General features: G+C 73.3%; 13 protein-coding genes. 8 read left to right on the plus strand and 5 right to left on the minus strand.

The window, feature by feature from the left end; genetic code table 11:
- Positions 1-56: 56 nt before the first annotated feature.
- Complete coding sequence (locus ACIQF6_RS17140) at positions 57-698, plus strand: dihydrofolate reductase family protein (protein WP_400895454.1); 642 nt, start codon at positions 57-59, stop codon at positions 696-698.
- A 44-nt stretch (positions 699-742) separates the two neighbouring features.
- Here the strand turns inward: ACIQF6_RS17140 and ACIQF6_RS17145 are convergent, their stop codons facing one another.
- Positions 743-2,035 (minus strand): ROK family protein, encoded by a 1,293-nt coding sequence (locus ACIQF6_RS17145; protein ID WP_400895456.1) that lies wholly within the window; start codon positions 2,033-2,035, stop codon positions 743-745.
- Between the two features lie 281 nt (positions 2,036-2,316).
- On the opposite strand from ACIQF6_RS17145, the gene ACIQF6_RS17150 reads away from it, so the two are divergent.
- Positions 2,317-2,925 (plus strand): HAD family hydrolase, encoded by a 609-nt coding sequence (locus ACIQF6_RS17150; RefSeq protein ID WP_400895458.1) that lies wholly within the window; start codon positions 2,317-2,319, stop codon positions 2,923-2,925.
- 81 nt (positions 2,926-3,006) lie between these two features.
- Here ACIQF6_RS17150 and ACIQF6_RS17155 read toward each other — a convergent pair whose 3' ends face one another.
- Positions 3,007-7,320 (minus strand): LPXTG cell wall anchor domain-containing protein, encoded by a 4,314-nt coding sequence (locus tag ACIQF6_RS17155; protein WP_400895461.1) that lies wholly within the window; start codon positions 7,318-7,320, stop codon positions 3,007-3,009.
- Positions 7,321-8,106: 786 nt separating this feature from the next.
- On the opposite strand from ACIQF6_RS17155, the gene ACIQF6_RS17160 reads away from it, so the two are divergent.
- A complete protein-coding gene (locus tag ACIQF6_RS17160; RefSeq protein ID WP_400895464.1) occupies positions 8,107-8,373 on the plus strand; it encodes a hypothetical protein in 267 nt (88 codons plus the stop codon).
- Between the two features lie 120 nt (positions 8,374-8,493).
- On the opposite strand, the gene ACIQF6_RS17165 is transcribed toward ACIQF6_RS17160, so the two are convergent.
- From ACIQF6_RS17165 to ACIQF6_RS17175, 3 genes are all read right to left on the minus strand, one after another.
- Positions 8,494-8,823 carry a DUF1330 domain-containing protein gene (locus ACIQF6_RS17165; protein WP_400895466.1) on the minus strand — a complete coding sequence of 110 codons (330 nt, stop codon included), beginning with the start codon at positions 8,821-8,823 and terminating at the stop codon, positions 8,494-8,496.
- A gap of 141 nt (positions 8,824-8,964) precedes the next feature.
- Positions 8,965-9,567, minus strand: a complete 603-nt coding sequence (locus tag ACIQF6_RS17170; protein ID WP_400895468.1) for a GNAT family N-acetyltransferase — start codon at positions 9,565-9,567, stop codon at positions 8,965-8,967.
- A gap of 113 nt (positions 9,568-9,680) precedes the next feature.
- Positions 9,681-11,738 (minus strand): BTAD domain-containing putative transcriptional regulator, encoded by a 2,058-nt coding sequence (locus ACIQF6_RS17175; protein ID WP_400895471.1) that lies wholly within the window; start codon positions 11,736-11,738, stop codon positions 9,681-9,683.
- Positions 11,739-11,946: 208 nt separating this feature from the next.
- Between ACIQF6_RS17175 and ACIQF6_RS17180 the strand changes: the two genes are divergently transcribed.
- From ACIQF6_RS17180 to ACIQF6_RS17200, 5 genes are all read left to right on the plus strand, one after another.
- The gene (locus ACIQF6_RS17180) at positions 11,947-12,825 is read left to right on the plus strand and encodes an alpha/beta fold hydrolase (RefSeq protein ID WP_400895474.1); all 879 of its coding nucleotides are present in this window, start codon (positions 11,947-11,949) and stop codon (positions 12,823-12,825) included.
- 316 nt (positions 12,826-13,141) lie between these two features.
- Positions 13,142-13,423, plus strand: coding sequence for a hypothetical protein (locus ACIQF6_RS17185; RefSeq protein WP_400895476.1), 282 nt, complete (start codon positions 13,142-13,144; stop codon positions 13,421-13,423).
- A 218-nt stretch (positions 13,424-13,641) separates the two neighbouring features.
- Entirely contained in the window at positions 13,642-16,104 is a 2,463-nt protein-coding gene (locus ACIQF6_RS17190) for a hypothetical protein (protein ID WP_400895479.1), read from the plus strand.
- A gap of 1,448 nt (positions 16,105-17,552) precedes the next feature.
- Positions 17,553-20,060 (plus strand): class III lanthionine synthetase LanKC, encoded by a 2,508-nt coding sequence (gene lanKC, locus ACIQF6_RS17195; protein ID WP_400895482.1) that lies wholly within the window; start codon positions 17,553-17,555, stop codon positions 20,058-20,060.
- Between the two features lie 126 nt (positions 20,061-20,186).
- On the plus strand, positions 20,187-20,312 hold the full coding sequence (locus ACIQF6_RS17200; RefSeq protein WP_400895485.1) for a SapB/AmfS family lanthipeptide: 126 nt from the start codon (positions 20,187-20,189) through the stop codon (positions 20,310-20,312).
- Positions 20,313-20,406: the final 94 nt, after the last annotated feature.

Genomic DNA, 20,406 nt, shown 5'->3' on the forward strand with positions numbered 1-20,406 from the left:
CGGCGGTCTACACCTCGACAGGGAACGACCGACGCCTCACCCGGGAGCACGCGCGCATGGGCCTCATCGACCTCGAACTGTTCGCCACCCTCGACCTCGTCGGGCAGGCCCCGGGCGGCCCCGACGAAGACCCGTCGGGGTTTCCGTTCGGCGGCTGGCAGGCGCCGCTGATCGACGAGGTCGTCGGGGCGCAGATCGCCGCCGCGTACGAGGACACCGACGCGCTCCTGCTCGGCCGCCGTACCTACGACATCTTCGCCTCCTACTGGCCCCGCCAGAAGGGCGGCCAGATCGCCGAGCTCTTCAACAGCGTCCCGAAGTACGTGGCCTCCCGCGGCACCCCGGACCTTCCCTGGGCCGGATCCGCACAGCTCGGCGCGGACCTGCCGGCCGCGGTGCGCGAGATCCGCGACCGGCACGAGTGCGTGAAGGTCGTCGGCAGCCTGAATCTGGTTCAGACCCTCCTGCAGGAGAAGCTCTTCGACCGGATCGACCTCTGGATCCACCCGATCATGCTCGGCACCGGCAAAAAGATCTTCGCCGGCGGCACCGTCCCCACCAACCTCACCCTCCACCAACCGCCCGTCGCCGCCCCCAGCGGCACCGTGTACCTGCGCTACCGCCTCGCCCACGGCACACCCGACACCGGCGACATGGGCGCACACGACCACGATCTCGAAACCCGCAGCAACCTTTGACCCCACAGCCGGCCCCGGCCCGGAGTCGGCAGGCCGCACCCGGTTCAGGGCAGCAGGGTGCGCTCCGCGGTCTCCAGTGCGAGGCCGACCGCGCCGACGGCGGCGGACTCGTTGCGCAGCGGGGAGTGGTGCAGGACGGGTGGGGACAGCGCGATGCGTTCCAGCAGGACGCGGAGGTCATCGACGATCGTCGGGTCGCCTTCCACCACGCCGCCGCCGATCACCACGGCTTCGGGGTCGAGCAGGTGACTGAGGGCTGCCAGCGCCGCGCCGATCCGGTCGACGGCAACGGCGCGGGCCTCCGGGTCGGCGAGGTCGACGTCGAGCAACTGTCGCTCCAGCCGGCCTGGCCGGCCCGGATCGACACGCGAGTCGTCACGCCGGTCGTCACCTCGGTCGTCACCTCGGTCGCTACGCCGGTCGTTACGCCGGTCGGCGGGGGCGTCCACGGGCGCGAACTGGCCGAGCTCTCCCGCGGCTCCTGCGGCACCCCGGTGCAGCCGGCCGTGGACGATCAGGCCGGCGCCGACCCGCGCGCCCCAGTGGACATAGGCCACGGTGCCGAGACCGCGGGCCGCGCCGTGGCGGTGTTCGCCGAGCACGCCGAGGTTGGCGTCGTTCTCCACCAGGACCGGGCACTCGGGATACGCGGCACGGAGGTCCGCGAGGAGACCGGCGACCGGCCACGGCCCGTAAGGGGGATGCGGGGCCGTACCGGGCGGTGCGACCAGACCGGGCGTGGCCACCGCGACGGCGCGCAGACCGTTCGCGCCGTTCGGACCATTCGGGCCGCCCGAGCCGTTCGGGCCGTTCGGGCCGTTCGGGCCGTTCGGGCCGCCCGAGCCGCCCGAGCCGTTCAAGCCGTTCAAGCCGTTCGAGCCGGGCAGAGCTGTCAGCAGTGCGGCAAGACGCCCGCAGACCTCGCGCCCGGCCTGATCGGCCGTCAGGCCGTGGCCGTCCAGCCGCCACCGCCCGACCACGTCGCCCTGAAGGTCGGCCACCAGCACCACCAGCCGGTGCGGACCGACATCGATCCCCGCGACGTGACCGGACTCCGCCCGAAAGCGAACCAGCCGGGCGGGCCGCCCGACACCTGACCCGCCGGGGCCGGGCCGATCACCGCCGGCCCGGTCGGGGCGGGCGTCCTCGGCCCAGTCGACCAGGCCCCACCCCTCCAGCGTCCTGACCAGATCGGCGACCGTCGGACGCGACAGACCCAGGTCCGCGGCGATCTCCCGGACCCGGCGCGGGCCCGCCGCACGAACGTTGGCGAGGACGGCGGCCAGGTTCGACCGGCGCAGGTCGGCCTGGCCGGAACCCCTCGGGGGAACGGACATCGACACGGAACCTCCTTGACAGGTGCAGATCCTGACACTTAGAAAGGAAACCCACTTAATTATGGCCGAGCGGCCTCTCGTGCAACACCCCGACCGGCCCGGCCCGACCCGACCGTTCAGCGCACCGCACCGCAGCGCTCCCTGCACTCGTGTCCGCCGACACCGACTCGACGGCCCCCGCATCCCGCCGCATCACCGACGGAACGTCAACTCTTGTGCGGGCGGGGCGCATCCGGTCCCCGGCGGCACCCGACCGACCGTCAACCGCCCCAGGGGAACCCATGTCCGATTCGCTCGACCCCCGCTGGTTCGCCGACCGCCACGCCGTCCTCTTCGACTGGGACGGCACCCTCGCCCACACCCACACCGCCCACTTCAAGGCCCTGACCGACACACTCGCCCCGCTCGGCGTCCCGGTCGACTGGAACTGGTTCCTCGCCCACACCGGTACCTCCACCCCGGAGACCATCAGCGCCGCCCTCCACCAGCACGGCATCACTCCCCCGGAGCCGGTCGACACCCTGGTGACCGCCTGCGAGAAGCGCTACCTCGACCACCTCGACGACGTCCGCGAGATCGGCTGGGTCGCCGATGTCGCCCGCTCGCTCGCCGGACGCCTGCCGACCGCCGTCGCCTCCGGCGGCATGCGTGACACCGTCGAGGCCACCATGAACCACCTGGGCCTCGCCCACCTGTTCAGCTGCACCGTCACCCGCGACGACGTCACCGCGGGCAAGCCCTCCCCTGAAATCTTCCTCCTCGCCGCCCGCCGGCTCCGCGTCGACCCGGCCCGCTGCCTCGTCCTGGAGGACACCGACTCCGGTCTGCTCGCCGCCCGCCGCGCCAACATGGCCGCCGTCGACATCCGCACCCGCACGCTCACCACCTGACCCGCAACAGCGGACCGCCCCCGGAGCCCGAAGGCCCCGGAGGCGGTCCGCTTCACCGAACGAACGGTGACACTAAGGGAGTTACCCCACGAACCGGTCCGCGTTCGCACGACGCCGTGCCCGGTACAGCAGCACACCGCCCAGCGTCAGCAACCCACCGCCGGCCAGACCGGCCCCCACCAGACCCTCGGGCGAACCCGTGTCCGGCAGATGGCCCTTCCCACCGCCGTGCGGCGGCTCCGACGGACGCTGCGGCTTCCCGCACTCCTCCTTCTCCGGGCACGCGGACACCGTCACGCACAGCTCCACCGGCGCACTCTCGACCACCTGACCCTGCGGATCACGAGCCGAAGCCGTCGCCGTGTTCGTCACATGACCGGCCTTCGCATCCGCCTCCGTCACCGTGTACGTCCCACGGCACGTGGTGCTCTGACCCGGGTTCAGCGTCGTCGCCTCACACACCACCGACGCCACCCGGTCGTCACGGACCGTCACGCCCGTCAGCACCGTCGCCCCGGTATTGGTCACCGTGTACGTGTACGTCACCGTGTCACCCACCCGCGCGGAACCCTTCACATCCGCCCGCTTCGTGATCGACAGCGACGAGGCACTCGACGTGGTCTCCACCGTCGCCTCACCCGGCGCACTCTCCACCGGCCGACCCTCCGGATCGGTACCCGACGCACGAGCCGTGTTCGTCACGTGACCAGCCTTGACGTCCTCCTCCGTGATCGTGTAACTGCCATGGCACGTCGTGCTCTGCCCCGGGTTCAGCGTCGCCGCGCCGCACGTCACCGACGCGACACGGTCGTCACTGACCACCACACTGCTGACGGCCGCGGTACCCGTATTCGTCACCGTGTAGGTGTAGTTGACGGTCTCACCGACCCGGAACGGACCGGCCGCATCGGCCTTCTTCACAATGGACAGCTGGGCCACGCCCACCACCGGAACATCCACCTCACCCGGCGGACTCTGCACCGGCTGCCCGTCAGGGCCAGTACCGGTTGCATGCGCGGTGTTCGTCACGTGGCCCGCCTGAGCGTCCGCAGCAGTGATCACGTACGTGCCATGGCAGGTCGTGCTCTGACCGGGGTTCAGCGACGTCGCGTCACAGGTCACGGAGGCGACGTGGTCGTCGGTCACCGCGACGTTGTGAATGGCCACCGTGCCCGCGTTGGTGACGGTGTACGTGTAGTGCACCGTGTCGCCGACATGGAACGGACCGGCCGTGTCGGCCTTCTTCACCATCGACAGCGCGGCCTCGCCCACCACCGGGACGGTCGCCTCACCGGGCGGACTCTGCACCGGCTGACCATTGGGGTCGGTACCGTTCGCGTGAGCGGTGTTGGTCACATGCCCAGCCGTGACGTCGGCAGCCGTCACCACGTACGAACCGTGGCACAACGTGCTCGCACCCGGGTTCAACGACGTCGCACCACACGTCACCGACGCAACATGGTCATCACTGACCGTCACATTGCTGATGACAGCCGTGCCCGTGTTGGTCACCGTGTACGTGTAGTTCACGGTGTCGCCTACATGGAACGGGCCCGTGCTGTCCGGGGTCTTCTGGATCGACAGTGCCGCCTCTCCCGCGACGGGCACCGTCGCCTCACCAGGCGGACTCTGCACCGGCTGACCACTGGGATCGGTACCGTTCGCATGAGCCGTGTTCGTCACATGACCAGCCGCCACATCCGCAGCCGTCACCACATACGAACCGTGACACAACGTGCTCGCACCCGGATTCAACGTCGTCGCGCCGCACGTCACCGACGCAACATGGTCATCACTGACCGTCACATTGGAGATGACAGCGGTACCCGTATTGGTCACCGTGTACGTGTAGTGGACCGTGTCACCGACATGGAACGGACCAGCGGAGTCCGCCGCCTTCTCAATGCCCAACGCGGCCTCGCCCACCACCGGCACCGTCGCCTCACCAGGCGGACTCTGCACCGGCTGACCACTGGGATCGGTACCGTTCGCATGAGCCGTGTTCGTCACATGACCAGCCGCCACATCCGCAGCCGTCACCACATACGAACCGTGACACAACGTGCTCGCACCCGGATTCAACGTCGTCGCGCCGCACGTCACCGACGCAACATGGTCATCACTGACCGTCACGTTGCTGACGACGGCCGTGCCCGTGTTGGTCACCGTGTACGTGTAGTTCACGGTGTCGCCCACATGGAACGGGCCCGTGCTGTCCGGGGTCTTCTGGATCGACAGTGCCGCCTCTCCCGCGACGGGCAGCGTGACCTCGGCCGGCGGGCTCACCACCTCGTCTCCCTGCGGGTTCGTGCCCGCTGCCTGGGCCACGTTGGTCAGTTGACCGAGCGCCAGGTCTGCCGCGGTCACCACGTACGTACCGTGGCAGGTCGTGCTCGCACCCGGGCTCAGCGTCGTCGTGGTGCACGACACCGGAGAGACGTGGTCGTCCGTGACCAGCAGCTGGTCGAGCGCTGTCTGCCCGGTGTTCGTCACCGTGTACGTGTAGGTGACGGTGTCGCCGACGTGTACCGGGCCGGCCGTGTCCGCCGCCTTGTTCAGGGACACGGACGACGGGCCGATCACCGGGACGGTGGCCTGTGTCTCGGGGGAGGTGACCGGTTGGCCGTTGGACGTTCCGTTCGCCGTGGCGTGGTTGGTCACCGAGCCTGTCGCGGCGTCGGCTGCCGTGATCACGTAGGTCCCGTGGCACTGGGTGCTGTCGCCGGGGCTGCCTCGGGGGGCGAGGGTCGTGGTGTCGCAGGTGATGCCGGTGACCCGGTCGTCCGTCACGGCGACGTTCGTGATCGTGGTGCCGCCGGTGTTGCTCACCACGTACGTGTAGGGAACGGTGTCACCCACGTGGAACGGGCCGGGGAGGTCGACCTGCTTGAGGACGTCGAGGCCCGGCGCCTCCACGAGGGGCACGTCCTCGGACGACGGGGGCGACGTCACCGGGTCGCCGTCCGCCGTGCCGGTGGCCACGGCGGTGTTGGCGACGTGGCCCGCGGCCGCGTCCGCCGCTGTGACGGTGTAGGTCGCCGTGCAGGTGACGGTCTCGCCGGGTTGCAGGACGCTCACCGGGCAGCTGACCGGCCCGACCTTCGGGTCGTTGACGCCGAGGTTGTCGATCGGGACGTTGCCCGAGTTGGTGACGACGAAGTCGTACGGAATCTGGCTGCCGACCGTCAGGTCCGCCGGCAGCGGCTGGTGGGCCTGCTTGACCAGGTTCAGCTCCGGGAGCGGGTCGTCGGTGGCGATCACCACGTTGCGGATCAGATGCACGTCGGTGAAGTCGCCGGTCGAGCCGGCGAAGCCGAACTTGTAGGTCGCGGGGACGGGTTGGGGTGCCGGCGTGGTCAGCACCTGGTGCTCGCCGGTGCCGTCGTTGAAGTCGATGTCGACGGTCACCACCGGGGACGGCGCGGGGCTCACGTGCACGTGCACCCGGCGGCGCGACGGCTCCAGCAGGGCCTGGGCCTGAGCAGGCGTCACGCCGGGCGGCAGCGAGGTCAGCGGGCCCTGGAGCAGGCCCGGAAGCGTCGACGGCCAGGGGCCGGTGGTGCTGAAGTTGCTGGTCGTCGCGGTCAGGAAGCAGTAGCCCTCCGTGTCGTGGCCGGGGCCACGCACGGTGACCATGTTGGGTCCGGGCGCCGGGACGTGGAAGGCCGTTCCGGCGGGGGAACGGGTGGGGCAGCCGTTGCCCCGGTGCTCCCAGTCGCCGAAGTAGTTGCCGAGCACGTCGAGGCCGACACCGAGGTAGCCGGAGTCGACACCGGGCAGGATCGCCAGGTTGGGGTCGTCGTTGGGCAGCTTCTGCGCGTAGCCGAGGCTGCCGCCGAAGGCGCCGGGGTGTGCGAGCGAGACATCGCCGTTGACCAGGAAGAACGAAATGCCGTCGGCCGGGGTGGCGGGCGTGGTGCTGCCGTACTGCCACTGATCGAAGGACACGTCCAGGCCGGCGCTGGCCGGCAGCGCCTGCTCGAACAGCACCGCGCCGTTCTCGTCGTGACTGGAGTCGGTGATCCGCAGGTAGCCGAAGGGCGCACTGTCCAGCGGCGGCACCGGCCCGGTCTCCGGGACCGGACAGCCCGTCAGCTGGCGGCCGTCCGGCGGGAGCGGGGTCGTGATCGGTCCGCCGGTGAGGCAGGCCGCACCGACGGCGATGAACCGCGAATCCGCAGTCGCACCGGTGAAGTCCTCCTGCAACAGCGGGGACCCGGTGGCTCTGACCTGCTCCGGCACGGCCGCCGCTCGGTGCGGGGCCGGGCCGCCGGCCGCCTGGGCGCCCAGAGTGGCGGCCAGGCCTGTGCCGACCAGGCCGAGGGTGGCTGCGGCGCTGATGAAGCGGGCCGTTCGCGATCTGAGCCGCAACGGTCCGCGGAGATGTCTCGTCATGCCCTTGACTATGTGCAGCCACTACATGCAGTTATCAGTTTGTACTATAAGTGGACCTAGAGAATCGCTCGGATGCGCGAACCCGGGATGCCGACCCGGAATCAGCTCCACCGCGATCATGGGGACCTGATGAGAAATCAGGAACGCCGACGCTCCCTCGCCCACCTCGCCGCAGCCTCGCAACCTCGGGGCGCAGCAGGCCGGCGACCGGCCCCGGCGACCGCGCGAGTGTGCGAGTGCGCAACCGGCGACTGCGCGGCGACAGGGCGGCCGAGCATGTGTTCGACGAAACCGCCACCCGCGAGACGTCGACCGGCCCAGCCGCCGCGCCGCCACCCCTCCCCCGCCGCACCGCCTCCCGGCACCCACGAACGACGCCGCACGGCCGGAGCGACGGACCGACCCCGGACTCCGCCGACCGACCGGGAGTCCGGCAGTCCGGCAGTCCGGCAGTCCGAGCCACCGGTCGGTCGGGGACGCGTTTCTGATGGATCGTCAGATTTCTGGCGCCGCCAACACCCGCACGGCCGAACCGAACCCGCCGCCCAGAAGAAGCGGCCGACAGTGCCGGCGGCGGCGGACCACCCGTCCTGCGCCACCGGGGCGACCACCCAGGGGTGAACCTTCGATCCGCCCCTTTCCCGCAGCCGCAAGGGTTTCTGACGGTCCGTCAGGTCCACACGGACGCACAGTCCCGTTGCAGCCCTCCGGATCCCATGTCGTCCTGGAGTCGTCGGGGCCACAACCGGTCCCGACGAGAAACGAACTACTCGGAGGAAATTTCCCATGCGTGCTATCAAGCGTGTTCTGGCCGTCGGCGCTCTCGCTGCCCCCCTGGTTCTCGGCTGCGCCGGACTCGCCGCGGCCCACGACGGTGTCGGCGCGGACTTCAACCACGGCCAGTTCGTCGCGAACGAGGAGGGCGCCGGCCTGGCCGACGTCAACTCCGAGGTCTCCCCCGACTGCGTCGACCACATCAAGGGCTGGGTCTTCGCGGGTGACGACGGTGTCGACGGTTCCTACACCCAGTCCGGCGCCCACTTCGGCGGCTGACCTCGGACGAGGTGCCCACTCAACAGGGCTGACGTAGCACCAGGTGCCCGGCGGGAACTCCACCCGCCGGGCACCGGCGCGTCTCCGGAAGGTCTCGCCGACGGCGCGCCGGCGGAGCGGTCAGTGCGGGTCGAGGGAGTGCTCGGCCCGGTAGCCGGCCGGAACGCCCTCGGCGATGATCGCGTCGGCCGTCATGTGGCGGGTGCGCAGGTGCAGGATGTCCTGGTAGGCGGGCGAGGCGTACCAGGCCTGGGCCTGCTGGTAGTCGGGGAACTCGATCAGGATCAGGCCCTGCTTCCCCCAACTCCCCTCCAGTGTCTCGAACTTGCTGCGGTGGACGAGGAACCGGCCGCCGAACGCGTCGAGGGTGGCGTCGATGCGCCGCAGGTACTCGACGATGTCGGGGCAGGGCTCGGTGGCGTGTACCTGGGCCAGGGCGTAGGCGGGCATCGCGGCGCTCCCATGGTGTCGGGGGGGTCGGGCTGACGTCCACGACGCTACGCAGCGGCGGGGCGGCGCGAATCCGTCATCCATAGGTAGGCCGGCACATCGGCCGGGGCCGGGGCCGCGGCCGCCGCTCGTGGGGGTGGGTCAGGCGTTCCACTCGCGGGCGAGGAGGGCGTAGACGCATTCGGTGCCCCAGCGGTCGCCGTCGAGCTCGTTCTCGACCAGGACGGCCTCACGGCGCATTCCCAGGCGTTCACAGACCCGGACGGAGGCGGTGTTGAGGGCGTCGAGCCTGGCAAAGAGACGGTGAACTCCCAGGGATTCGAAGGCAGTTGCGACGAGTCCGCGAGCCGCTTCGGTGGCGTAGCCCTGGCCGGCGTACTGCGGATTGAAGACCCAGCCGATCTCGGCCTGGCGGGAGCGGGCGTTGGTGAGGGTGACGACGACCTCGCCGAGCACGCCCGGCCGGTCGGCGCGGCAGACGGCCCACATCAGGCCGTCGCCGTCGGCGCTCCAGCCGGTGTGGGCGCCGCGGGTGACGATGGACGTCTCGCAGCCCTCGCGGGTGAGCGCGGGGCGGTAGAGGTAGCGGACGACCTCGGGCAGCGCCTGGTACGCGTAGCGGTCGTCGGCGTCGGCCACGGTGAAGGGGCGCAGGATCAGCCGCTCCGTGGAGATGGTGGCCGGGATGACGGGCGGTGCGGCGGCCCGGGTGGGTGCCGGGAGGTGGTGTGCGGCCTCGGTCATGGGTCCCCCTGGTCGGTGTCGGCGGTGTCGCGTCGGTCTCACTGCGATGTCGGTGTCACTGTGACGTTGGCACACCATAGTTGACGGTGGGACGGGGTGTCGGGGCGGCGGGTTCAGCCGGTCCCGGTGCAGGCCTTCGCCTCGTCGAGGTAGCGGGCGACCGGGCCGAGGGTGAGCAGTCCGGTGGCGGCACCGGCGTGCTCGGCTCGGGCGGGCAGCAGGGCGGTGCGGGCGCGGGCGGCGAGTTCGGGGAGGTCGAGGCGGGCGGCGGCGTGCGCGGTGAGCGACCAGAGGGCTTCCTGCAGGTGGTCGCGGGGCGGGGCGGGGGCTGCGGCGAGGGCCGCGCGGGCCTCGTCGGGCCGCTGTCGGGCGAGCAGGACGAGGGGTTCGGTCCAGGGGCGGTAGGGGCCCCAGTCGAGCTGGGGGTCGGTGGGCGCGGGTCGGTCGTGCAGCAGGCGCAGGCCGAGCAGGGCGAGCGGGAGCAGCCCGCGGTGCAGGCCGGGCATGCCGGCGGTGCGCAGCGCGTCGTCGGCGGCGCGGTACTGGGCGGCGGCGGTGGCGGCGCTCGGGCCGCCGGGTTCGGTGCTGCGGGTGGCGGTGACGCGGGCGGCGTACCACTGGGTGAGGACGTGGACGAGTCGCGCTTCGGTGTCGGCGGCGAGTTGTTCGGCGGCGTGGGCGTGGGCGGTTCCGGCATCGAGGTCGCCGAGGGCGGAGGCGGACTGCAGGCGGACGAGCCGGCCGAGGACGGCGAAGTTCGGCAGGCCGTGGCGGGTGGCCAGGTCGAGGATCTCGGCACCGGTGCGGTCGCGGTGGGCGGCGAGTCCGGGCCGGGTGAACGACTGTAGAAAGACGCCGTTGAGGGCGAACACCAGCAGGGCCGGGTCGTCGAGTTCGCGGGCTGTGAACTCGGCCTGCCGGGCGGCCTGTTGGGCGCGCGCGTGTTCGGCCTCGGTGAGGTCGGCGGTGCGGCTCTCGACGGCGATGGTGGCCAGCAGGCGGGCGGCCGGGGCGGGCGGCGGGTCGGTGCCGAGGGCGGCCAGGGTGTCCTCGGCGGCGACGACGACGGCGCGGGACTGTTCGGGGTCGTCCGCCCGGCTCCACAGCGCGGGGACGTCGAAGGCGCCGATGACGCGGGCGGTCAGCTGCGGGTCGCCGGTGCGCTGGGCGGCGTGGATGGCGGTGAGGCGGTCGCGGCGGGCGCGGACGAGGGCGTCGCCGCCGGCGAGGGCGAGGGTGCGGGCGAGGTCGACGGTGGTGCGCGGGCCGAGCCGCAGCCCGGGCGGGCCGAAAGGCGCGCCGAACGGCGGGCCGAGCGGGTCGATGGACGGGCCGAGCGGCGGGCCGGTGCGGGTGGTGGCGGTGTTCGGGGTGGGGGCCGGTGCGGTGCCGTGCAGGATGTCCTGTTCGAGCTGACGCAGTTCGGGGCCGGGGTCGAGGCCGAGTTGGTCGGCGAGGGTCGTCCTGGCCCGGCGCAGGGTGGCCAGGGCGTCGGCCTGGCGGCCGGCCCCGTACTGGGCGCGGGCGAGCAGGGCCCAGGCGGGTTCGCGCCAGGGGTGTTCGGCGACGTGTGCACGGAGGTCGGCGGCGAGGGCGTCGCCCCGGCCGTGGTCGAGGAGGAGGCGGGCGCGCAGTTCCACCGCGTCCAGGCGGAGTTCTTCCAGGCGGATGCGTTCGCGTCGGGCCCAGGCGCTGTCCGGGAGGTCGGCGTAGGCGGGTCCGTGCCAGTGGGCGAGGGCCGCGCCGAGTTCGTCGGCGTCGGCGTCGGCGGGGTGGCGGCGGGCGCGGGCCAGGGTGTCCAGGAAGTGGTGGGCGTCGATGTGCGGGCGTGGCAGGTGCAGGGCGTAGCCGGGGCCTTCGGTGACGATCAGGCGGGGCGGGGTGCGGGGTGGGCGGCCGGGTTCGAGGGCGCGGCGGAGGGCGGCGACGAAGGTGCGCAGGGCGCCGACGGCGCGGGTCGGGGGGTCGGTCCACAGGTCGTCGACGAGGGTGTCGGTGGTGACGAGGCGCCCTTCGGCGGCGATCAGTCGGCCGAGTACTTCGCGGTGGCGGGGTCCGCCGAGGTCGATGGGGGTGCCGTCGGCGTGCCGGGCGCGCACCGGGCCGAGCACGTCGAGGCGGACGTCGGAGTGGGGCGAGGGGGCGTGGTCGGTGCTGCTGTCGGTGCGCATGGCCCCATCCTGCGGGTGCGGGGCCGATGCGGGCGAACGGCGCTGATCGGTTGCTGATCGGGGTCGGGGAGGCTGGTCCGGTCGGCGCTGCTCTCCGCCGCTCCACCATCTCGATACCTCGACACCTCGATATCTCAACCTCTCAACCTCTCGATGTCTCGGTGTTTCGGCGTCTCGACATCTCGATGTTCCGAAGGACGGTTCTGTCATGACATTCGCTTTCCCGGGTTTCGATTCCGTCCGGGTTCCGGTCGCACCGGGTGTTGAGTTGGACGCGGTGGTGGGCGGTTCCGGCAGCCCGGTGGTACTGCTGCACGGTTTTCCGCAGACCCGGCTGATGTGGCGTCGGGTCGCGGAGCGGCTGGCGGCCGAGCACACGGTGATCTGCCCCGACCTGCGCGGTTACGGCGCCAGCGACAAGCCGGCGGCGACCGGTCCGGAGGTGTATGCCAAGCGCACAATGGCTGCGGATGTGGTCGCTCTGGCGGGGGCGCTCGGGCACGAGCAGTTCGCGCTGGTGGGTCACGACCGGGGCGCGTTGGTCGCGTTCCGCGCCGGGCTGGACCATCCGGAGACGGTGACGCACCTGGGGATCCTCGACGTCGTGCCGACGCTCGACATGTGGAACGTCCTGCACGGCGTGTCGGCGGCGGTGGGCTACCACCTCTACCTGATGGCGCAGCCTCCGGGCCTGCCCGAGGCGATGATCGCCAACAGTGCGGACGCGTTCTTCGGGTCGTTCCTGGACGCCTGGGCGGCCGACCCCGCCGCGATGCCGCCGGGGGTGCGCGCGGAGTATCTGCGGGCGAGCGCGGCGGCCGTTCCGTCGATCGTGGCGGACTACCGGGCCTCGGCGGGCATCGACGTCACGCACGACCAGGCCGATCTCGACGCCGGCACCCAGCTGGCGATGCCCGTCATGGTCGTTCAGCAGGACTGGGGCGCGCAGCTGGGCTACGACGCCGCCGCGGTGTGGCGGGCGTGGGCCCCGGACCTCGACCATCGGCTGACCCGCGCTGGGCACTTCATGGCGGAGGAGGCGCCGGAGGAGATCACCGCGGCGATCCGGGATCTGCTGGCACGGTAGGTCCAGGTCGCCCGGTGGGTCGGGTCGGGCGCGCAGGTGGAGCGGTGCCGGGGTGGTCGAGGGCGTCAAGGAGGCACGGCACATAGCGGTGGACGCCATGGGCGGTACTCCCCGCGGAGCACATGGCCATGTCCGTATTTCTGTCGGAGCATCAACTCCCTTGTGCACAAAGGCTTCTCCGCACCCCTTCGGCCCGTGGTGGCCGCTCCGCCGCAGGTATGGGAGGGGGCCCGTGCACGGCGGTCGGCCGGTGGTGGAAAGATCCGGCTGCCGCAGTGAAGTGCTGTTGGCCATATGGGGTGGGGAGTGTGCGGGTATGACGACGTATCGGTTGGTGTGCATGGTGCTGATCTGGGCGATAGCCGTGTCGCAGGTGGTCCGGGTCCTGATGCTGGGCCGCAAGCCGCCGTTCCGCGACGCGCACGCGACCTCCCCCCGGCTGTTCGCCTTCGCTTGGCTGCTGATTCCGACCGGTTGCACGCTCGGCCTGTTCAGCCCGGACGGGGGCCCTGTGCTGTGGATGGCCGGCACCGCGCTCCTCCTGGTCGGCCTCCTCCTGACCGGATGGGCCTGCCGGAAGCCCCGGGCTCGGGCCTGACCGGCCCGGCGGACCGGGTGCCGCCGCGTCCGACGGGACGTCGGACGAAATGCCGGACGGAACGTCGGACGCGATGTCGGACGGGACGTCGGACGGGACGTCAGGGGGCGGGCGGGACAGCGGCGGTGTCAATCGGTCGGCACGGTGCCGCGGTGCCCGGTGGCGGTGGCAAGGTGTACCTGCACACCGAACAGAAGTCGCAAACGGGGGAGGACTGCATGACCGGAGACGGGACCAACGATCTGATCGCCGCGGACGGGGAGGTCGAGGCGCCCGCGACCGACGGCCACGTCGCGCCGCCCGGGTACCGGCCGTATCCGCGGCTGTCCCGGGAGCAGGGCGCGGAGGCGGTGCGGCGCGGGGGCTGGCTGTTCAAGGCCGACGACGGGCACGACCCGGACGGGGCGGTGCCGGTGGAGGCGGTGGAGGGGGCCTGGCAGGTCGACGGCCGGGGTGTCCCGCTGCGGTTCTGGCCGAACCCGCGCTACGGGGCGCCGCTGCCGGAGCAGCCGGTCGCGGAGGCCGCGGTGCCGTTGCCGCCGCTGCTGGCCGGGCGGCACCCGGCCGGGCGGGCGCTGCTGGGGTGGCTGGAGGATGCGCACGCGCCACGGCTGTGCCGGGTCGCCGGGTCGAGCGGCAGTGGCCGCACCCATCTGCTGCACTGGCTGGCCGCCGCCTGCCCGGCGGACCATCCGCATCCGCGCCGACGGACCGAAGTGCTGGTGTCAGCGGCCGAGTTGACGGTGGACACCTTCGTGTGGCGGCTGGCGGGGCTGCTCGGCGTTTCGGCGGGCACCCCGGACGAGCTGGTCGCGGCGCTGATCGACGGGGCGCCGCGGGTGCTGGTGGTGGCCGACCTGGACCGGGCGGGCGGCGGCCTGCTGTCGGATGCCGCGCAGCGCATCGCGGCGGAGGTGCTGCGTCCGCTGCTGCGGGTGCCGTGGCTGCGGATGGTGGTGGAGTGCGCCTCGGACACGCCGGCTGCGGCGGCCCTCGACGTGCCGGCCGCCGTGCTCGACCTGGACCAGCCGCAGTGGACCGACCTGGAGGCTTTCACCCGCTGGTCGGCCGCGCTGGCGGACCGCCCGCTCCCGGCGGAGGTCTACCCGTCGCCCGCGCTGGCCCTGCTGGCCGCCCGCACGGGGGACGGGCTGCTGCTCGACCCGGCGGCCTCGCCCGCGCGGAAGGCCGACGTGCTGGCCGAAACCTGGTGGGAGTCGCTGTCGGAGTTCGCCCAGGCCGCGGTGGTGACGCTGGCCTCGGTCCGGGGCGCTCTGGACACCGAGCTGTGGGGCGAACTGCCCGGCAGTCTCGGCCCGTTCGCGGTGCACGAGGCGGTCGAACTGCTGCTGCCGGCCGGCCCGGACGGGCGGTTCCGGGTCTGGCCGGACGCCTTCGCCGAGCGCCTGGCCCGGCGGGGTCTGGACCACCTGTCGCTCCGTCAGAACGTCCTGCCGGAGCAGCCCGGCCCGCAGGACGCCGACCGGCTCGGCCTGGTGCTGCGCCACGCCGTCCGGACGTCGGTCCCGGCCGACGACCTGCTGACCGACCCGGCCGTCCTGGTGCACGCCGATCCGCTGGCGGTCGGCCTCGCGCTGGAGCACGGGGCCGCGCTTCGGGCCGCGGGCGCCGAGCAGCGGGCGGAGGAGGCGCGGGCGGAGGCGCGCCGGGAGGCGCTCGCGGACGGGAAGGAGTTCGACGAGGAGTCGGCCCGTCAGTTCTCGGACGCCGACGGCTCGGCTGCCGAGCGCACCCCCGTGCACCGGGCGTGGCGGGCGGCCGGTTCCCGGGTCACCGCGACCGCCGATCCGGCCGAGCGCGCGTCCGCCCTGCACTGCTGGACGGCCGGCCCGGACGGCGACCTCGCGGAGCGGTTCGCCGAGCTCGCCGGGCACGGCTGGCGGGCCCGCTGGGCGTTCGCCGACGAGGCCGAGCCGGTGTACCGGCTTGCCCGCAACAACGGCCCGGAACACGAGGGCGGGCTCGCGGTCGCCGTCGGCTGGGACGTCGTGGTGCTCGACCCGGCCACCGGCCGCCCCTCCGGCGGTTCGCCGGCGCGGCTGACGGACCGTTCCACGGTCGCACTGGCCACCGGTGCCGACGGCGGCGTCTGGGCGCTGCGGCGCAGCGGCGCGGCCGAGGAGCTCCGCCCGTCCTCCGACACCGCGCGTCGGCTGCTGGCCACAGTGGCCGACGGGGCGACGGCGATCGCCGCGCGCGGCGGCGACCAGCGGGCGGTGGCGGCGGGCGACGCGGCGGGCCACATCCACCTACTGGAGGACCGGGACGGCTCCGCGGCGGTGCGCAGCGACGCCCCGCTGCACGCCGGTCCGGTGACGGCGGTCGACCTCGCGCACCACGGCGGTCAGCACCTGCTGATCAGTGGCGGCGCGGACGGCGGCGTCCAGGCGTGGATGCCCGGGCGCGGCATGCTCTCGGCGCCGCTGCCGGCCCGTGACACCGCGGTCACGGCGGTCGCGGTCGCGACCACCGCGGGCGGCCTGATGTGTGCGGCCGCGTGGGCGGACGGCCTGGTCCGGGTCGTGCTGGCCGGCGCCGACCGGATCACCCACGACCTGCATGTCGGCACCCCGGTGGTCGGCCTGGTCCTCACCGACGAGGGCCGACTCTGCGTCGCGACCGGCACAGGCGTCCTCGGCATCGACCTCACCCCCGCATAGCGCAGCCCACCGCACCCCGACCGACCGTCAAGCGCGCCGGTCGGGGTGCGACACACCTGAGGCCGCCGAGCCGAAACACCGTCCCGTCAGGTACTCGTGGGGACGCCGCCGCCCGGGCCGAGCTCGTGGCACCGGCGGGTTTTCACGCGGGCGGCGGGGCGCAGCGACGGCGACGACCTTCGCAGGGCGCGCGGCACAGCGCGTAGCACCCTGACCGGCCGTCAGGCACGCCGGTCGGGGGCAGCACACCTGAGGCCGCCGAGCCGAAGGACCGTCAGGTACTCGTGGGGACGCCGCCGCCCGGGCCGTGGCCGTGGCACCGGCGGTCCTTCACGCCGGCGGCGGGGCGCAGCACTCAGCGACGGCCGCTTTCGCACAGGCGGCAGGGCACAGCGCGCAGCGACATGCGACGGCTTCCGCAGCGCGCGCCGCGCAGCCCACCGCACCCCGACCGGCCGTCAAGCGCGCTGGTCGGGGTGCGGCACGCTCGCGGCCGCCGAGCCGAAGGACCGTCAGGTGCTCGTGGGGACGTCAGTGCCCCGGGCCGCGGTCGTGGCACTGGCGGCTTTCACACAGGCGGCGGGGCACAGCGGTGAGGCCTTTCACACAGGCGGCAGGGCGCAGCGCCCAGCGACGGCGGCGGCTTCCGCAGGGCGGGCCGCGCAGCCCGCAGCAGCGACGGCTCTCGCACGGCGTACCGCGTCAGCCACGCACCCCGGTCCGTCACTGCCGCGCTTACCCCGTCCCCCGTCCGGAATCCCCGCTCGCCGGCCGGACAGCCACCTGGGGCGCGCATTCCCGACCGGGGCGCGTGATCGCAGCCGCACGCCTGGGGCGCGTTCATGGGGGCGGCAGCCGGGACGACGGGCGCGCGCGGCGTGCCGCCATCCCTCGCGCGCCCGTGGCGCGCCGGTCGGGTACCGGCCAGCGGGTGCCGGATCGGGGCCCGGTCCGCGGACCTGTGCGCTCCGACGTTGTGCCGAGGTGCGACCCGGGCGGGGCCGTACCGGCGTATGCGACGGCGGGGCGGTGGCGCGGGCCGCCTCAGTGTGTCGCCGCTGGCGGGAGGTGGGGACGGGCGGGCGCGGCCCGCGGACGCGGTGCCGGCCGGCCCGGGAAAGCGCGCGTAAAGGGGAGTTCTGGGGACCGGAAGGCGCCCCTCCGGCATGCGCCCCCGGAATCCGGCCAACCCTCGCCGAAGCCCTTTCGACGGTCGCATCGGCCCTTGCAGACTCTCGGTGGCGGTCAGCCGATCGCACAATCTGCTCGACCGACCATCGCCTCGCTGCCGTGCTGTTCCGGCTTCGCGCCGTCCGGCGTCCGGGCGCTTCCCTCCCCTGCGATTCCACTCCCCGCGACTCCGTCTCCCTACGACTCCGTCTCCCCCACCACACGACTCCGCTTCCCTGCGACTCCACTCCCCTGCGACGCGCCATGGAGCTGTTCCGATGGACATGCGTTACGAGGCGTACTCCTACGCCGATCCGGTCTTCTACGACTCCCCGGTCCAGTGGGCGGCCCGCGACGAGTTCCCGGCCGCCACCGAAGCCGCGCCGGCCGGCTGGGTGCGCAGCCTGCGCGAGGTGTGGGTGGGCTACCAGCCTGCCTCGCCGCCGCTGCCGGAGCAGGGCTGGAAGATCCACGTGTCGGCCTGCCTGGACAACGCGCCGTGGATCCTGGACGTGGTGCGGGCGTACTGCTTCGAGCACGGCGTGGCGTTCAAGTTCCTGCGCAGCCCGGCGCTGGTCCAGACGCAGAACGCCAAGTACGCCTCGCGCGGCTCCAGTGGGAAGTTCATGACGTTGTATCCGGCCGACGAGGCGCAGTTGGAGCGATGTCTCACCGAGTTGGACGACGCCCTGGCGGGGGTGCCCGGCCCGTACATCCTGAGCGATCTGCGCTGGCGGCGCGGTCCGCTGTACCTGCGCTACGGGGCGTTCACCGAGCAGTGGTGCCGCAACGAGGAGGGCGAGTTGGTGCTGGCGCTGCGGGAGCCGTCGGGCGTGCTGCGTCCCGATGTGCGGCGGGCGGCGTTCGACCTGCCGGCCTGGGCGCCGGTGCCGGCGGTGCTGGCCGAGGCGGTGGCGGGCCGGGGCCGCAGCAGTGTGGACGACTTCCCGTTCGCGGTGGAGCGGGCGCTGCACTTCTCCAACGGCGGCGGGATCTACCTGGCGCGGCGGGCCGGCGGCGGCGAGCAGGTCGTCCTCAAGGAGGGCCGGCCGTTCGCCGGGCTCGACCAGCGCGGCGAGGACGCGGTGCAGCGGCTGGTGCGCGAGCAGCGGATCCTGGAGCGGCTGGCGGGTCTGGACGCGGTGCCTGCGGTGCTGGGCGATCTGACGGCGTGGGAGCACCGGTTCCTGGTGCAGGAGTACGTGGCGGGCGAGGGGCTGCACCACTGGTTCGGCCGGCGCTATCCGCTGGTGCATCCGGAGGCGGACGAGGCGGCGGTCGCGGCGTACCGCGAGGAGGCGACGGCGGTGCTGGACGCGGTGGAGCGGGCGTTGCACGCCATCCACGGCCGGGGCATCGTCTTCGGCGACCTGCACCCGCGCAATCTGATCGTCCGCGACGACGGGTCGGTGGTCTTCATCGACTTCGAACTCGCTTCTCCGGTCGATGAGTTCGTGCGCCCCGCGCTGGGTGCGGCCGGGTTCGCCGCGCCGGCCGGGCTGACCGGCTTCGCGGTGGACGAGCATGCGCTGCGGGCGCTGCGGCTGTGGGCGTTCCTGCCGCTGCTGCCGCTGACCGTGCTGCACCCGGCCAAGGGCGCGGCGCTGGCCCGCTCGGCCCGCAAGCGCTTCGAGCTGCCGGACGGCTTCCTGCCCGAGCCCGCCGCCCCGCACGAGGGGCAACTCGCCGCCGTGGAAGGCCTGTTCGGCGAGGGCCGGGACGGCTGGCCCCGGCTGCGGGACGGCCTGGTGGCGGCGATCGGCGCGAGCGCCACGCCCGAGCGCGCCGACCGGCTGTTCCCGGGCGACCCGGCCCAGTTCACCCACGACGGCCTGGGCCTGTCGTACGGCGCGGCGGGGGTGCTGTGGGCACTGCACGCGGTGGGCGCGGACGTCGACCCGCGGCACGTGCGGTGGCTGCTCGACGCGGTGGAGCGGCAGCCGTGCCGGCCGGGCCTGTTCGTCGGCGCGCACGGCACCGCCTGGGCGCTGGACCGGCTCGGGCACCGCGAGAGCGCGCTCGACCTGCTGCGCCGCCTCGACAAGGACGACGCGCCCGGCGCCGGCGCCGATCTGTCCTCGGGTCTGGCGGGCATCGGCCTGGCCCAGTTGCACTTCGCCCGCGCCACCTGCGACCGCGCCCTGCTCGCCGCTGCCGCCACCAGCGCCGACCGGGCCGTCTCGGCGCTCCGGCTGGGTGAGCCCCTGCCGCCCACCGCCCGGCCCGGGCTGCTGCACGGCGCGAGCGGCACCGCCCTGCTGCTGATCCGGCTGTTCGAGGAGGCCGCGAACCCGGTCCTGCTGGACCTCGCCCGGGCCGCCCTCGACCAGGACCTGTCCCGCTGCGTCGTCGCCGAGGACGGCACCCTGCAGGTGGACGACGGCGGCCGGGTGCTGCCCTACCTGGAGTCCGGCAGTGCGGGCATCGCCGCCGTCGCGCACGCCCTGCTGCGGCACCGTCCCGACCCGGCGCTCGCCGAGCAGGTGGCGCTGATCCGGGCCGCCGCCGCGCCGGAGTTCATCGTGCAGCCGGGCCTGTTCAACGGCCGGGCCGGGCTGATCGCGCTGCTCGGCCTGGACGCCGGACCGGACGACGACCTGATCGACCGTCACGTCCGCCGCCTGGCCTGGCACGTACTGCCCCAGGGCGGCCGGCCGGCCTTCCCCGGCGAGCAGTTGCTGCGCCTGTCCATGGACCTGGCGACCGGCACCGCCGGCGTGCTGACGGCCCTGGCGTCGGTGTACGACGGCAGCCCGCCGATGCCGTTCTGGCCGACCGAGAACTGAACGACCCCCGGACGCGGGCCCGGACGCCCGCTCCCCCGCCCCGTCGCGGCCGGGTCATGCCGCCCCACGAGTTCCGGCGACCGCCGGGAAACCCGCAGCACCACCGAGTCCCGTAAGGAGACTGTCATGGCGATCCTCGACCTGCAGGCGCTGGAGACCCCCGAGGAGACCACCGAGTACCGCTCGGTCGTCAGCTCCCTGAGCGTCGTGAACTGCACCAACAGCACCGTGAGCACTCTGCTCTGTCTCTGAGCACCCCGGCCGGGGGGGGGGCCCCCCCCCCCGCCCCCCCGCCCGCGCCCCCCCCCCCCCGCCCCCCCCCCCCCCCCGCCCCCCGCGCGCCCCC

It is taken from the genome of Kitasatospora sp. NPDC092948 (genome assembly GCF_044754805.1).
GTDB lineage: Bacteria > Actinomycetota > Actinomycetes > Streptomycetales > Streptomycetaceae > Kitasatospora.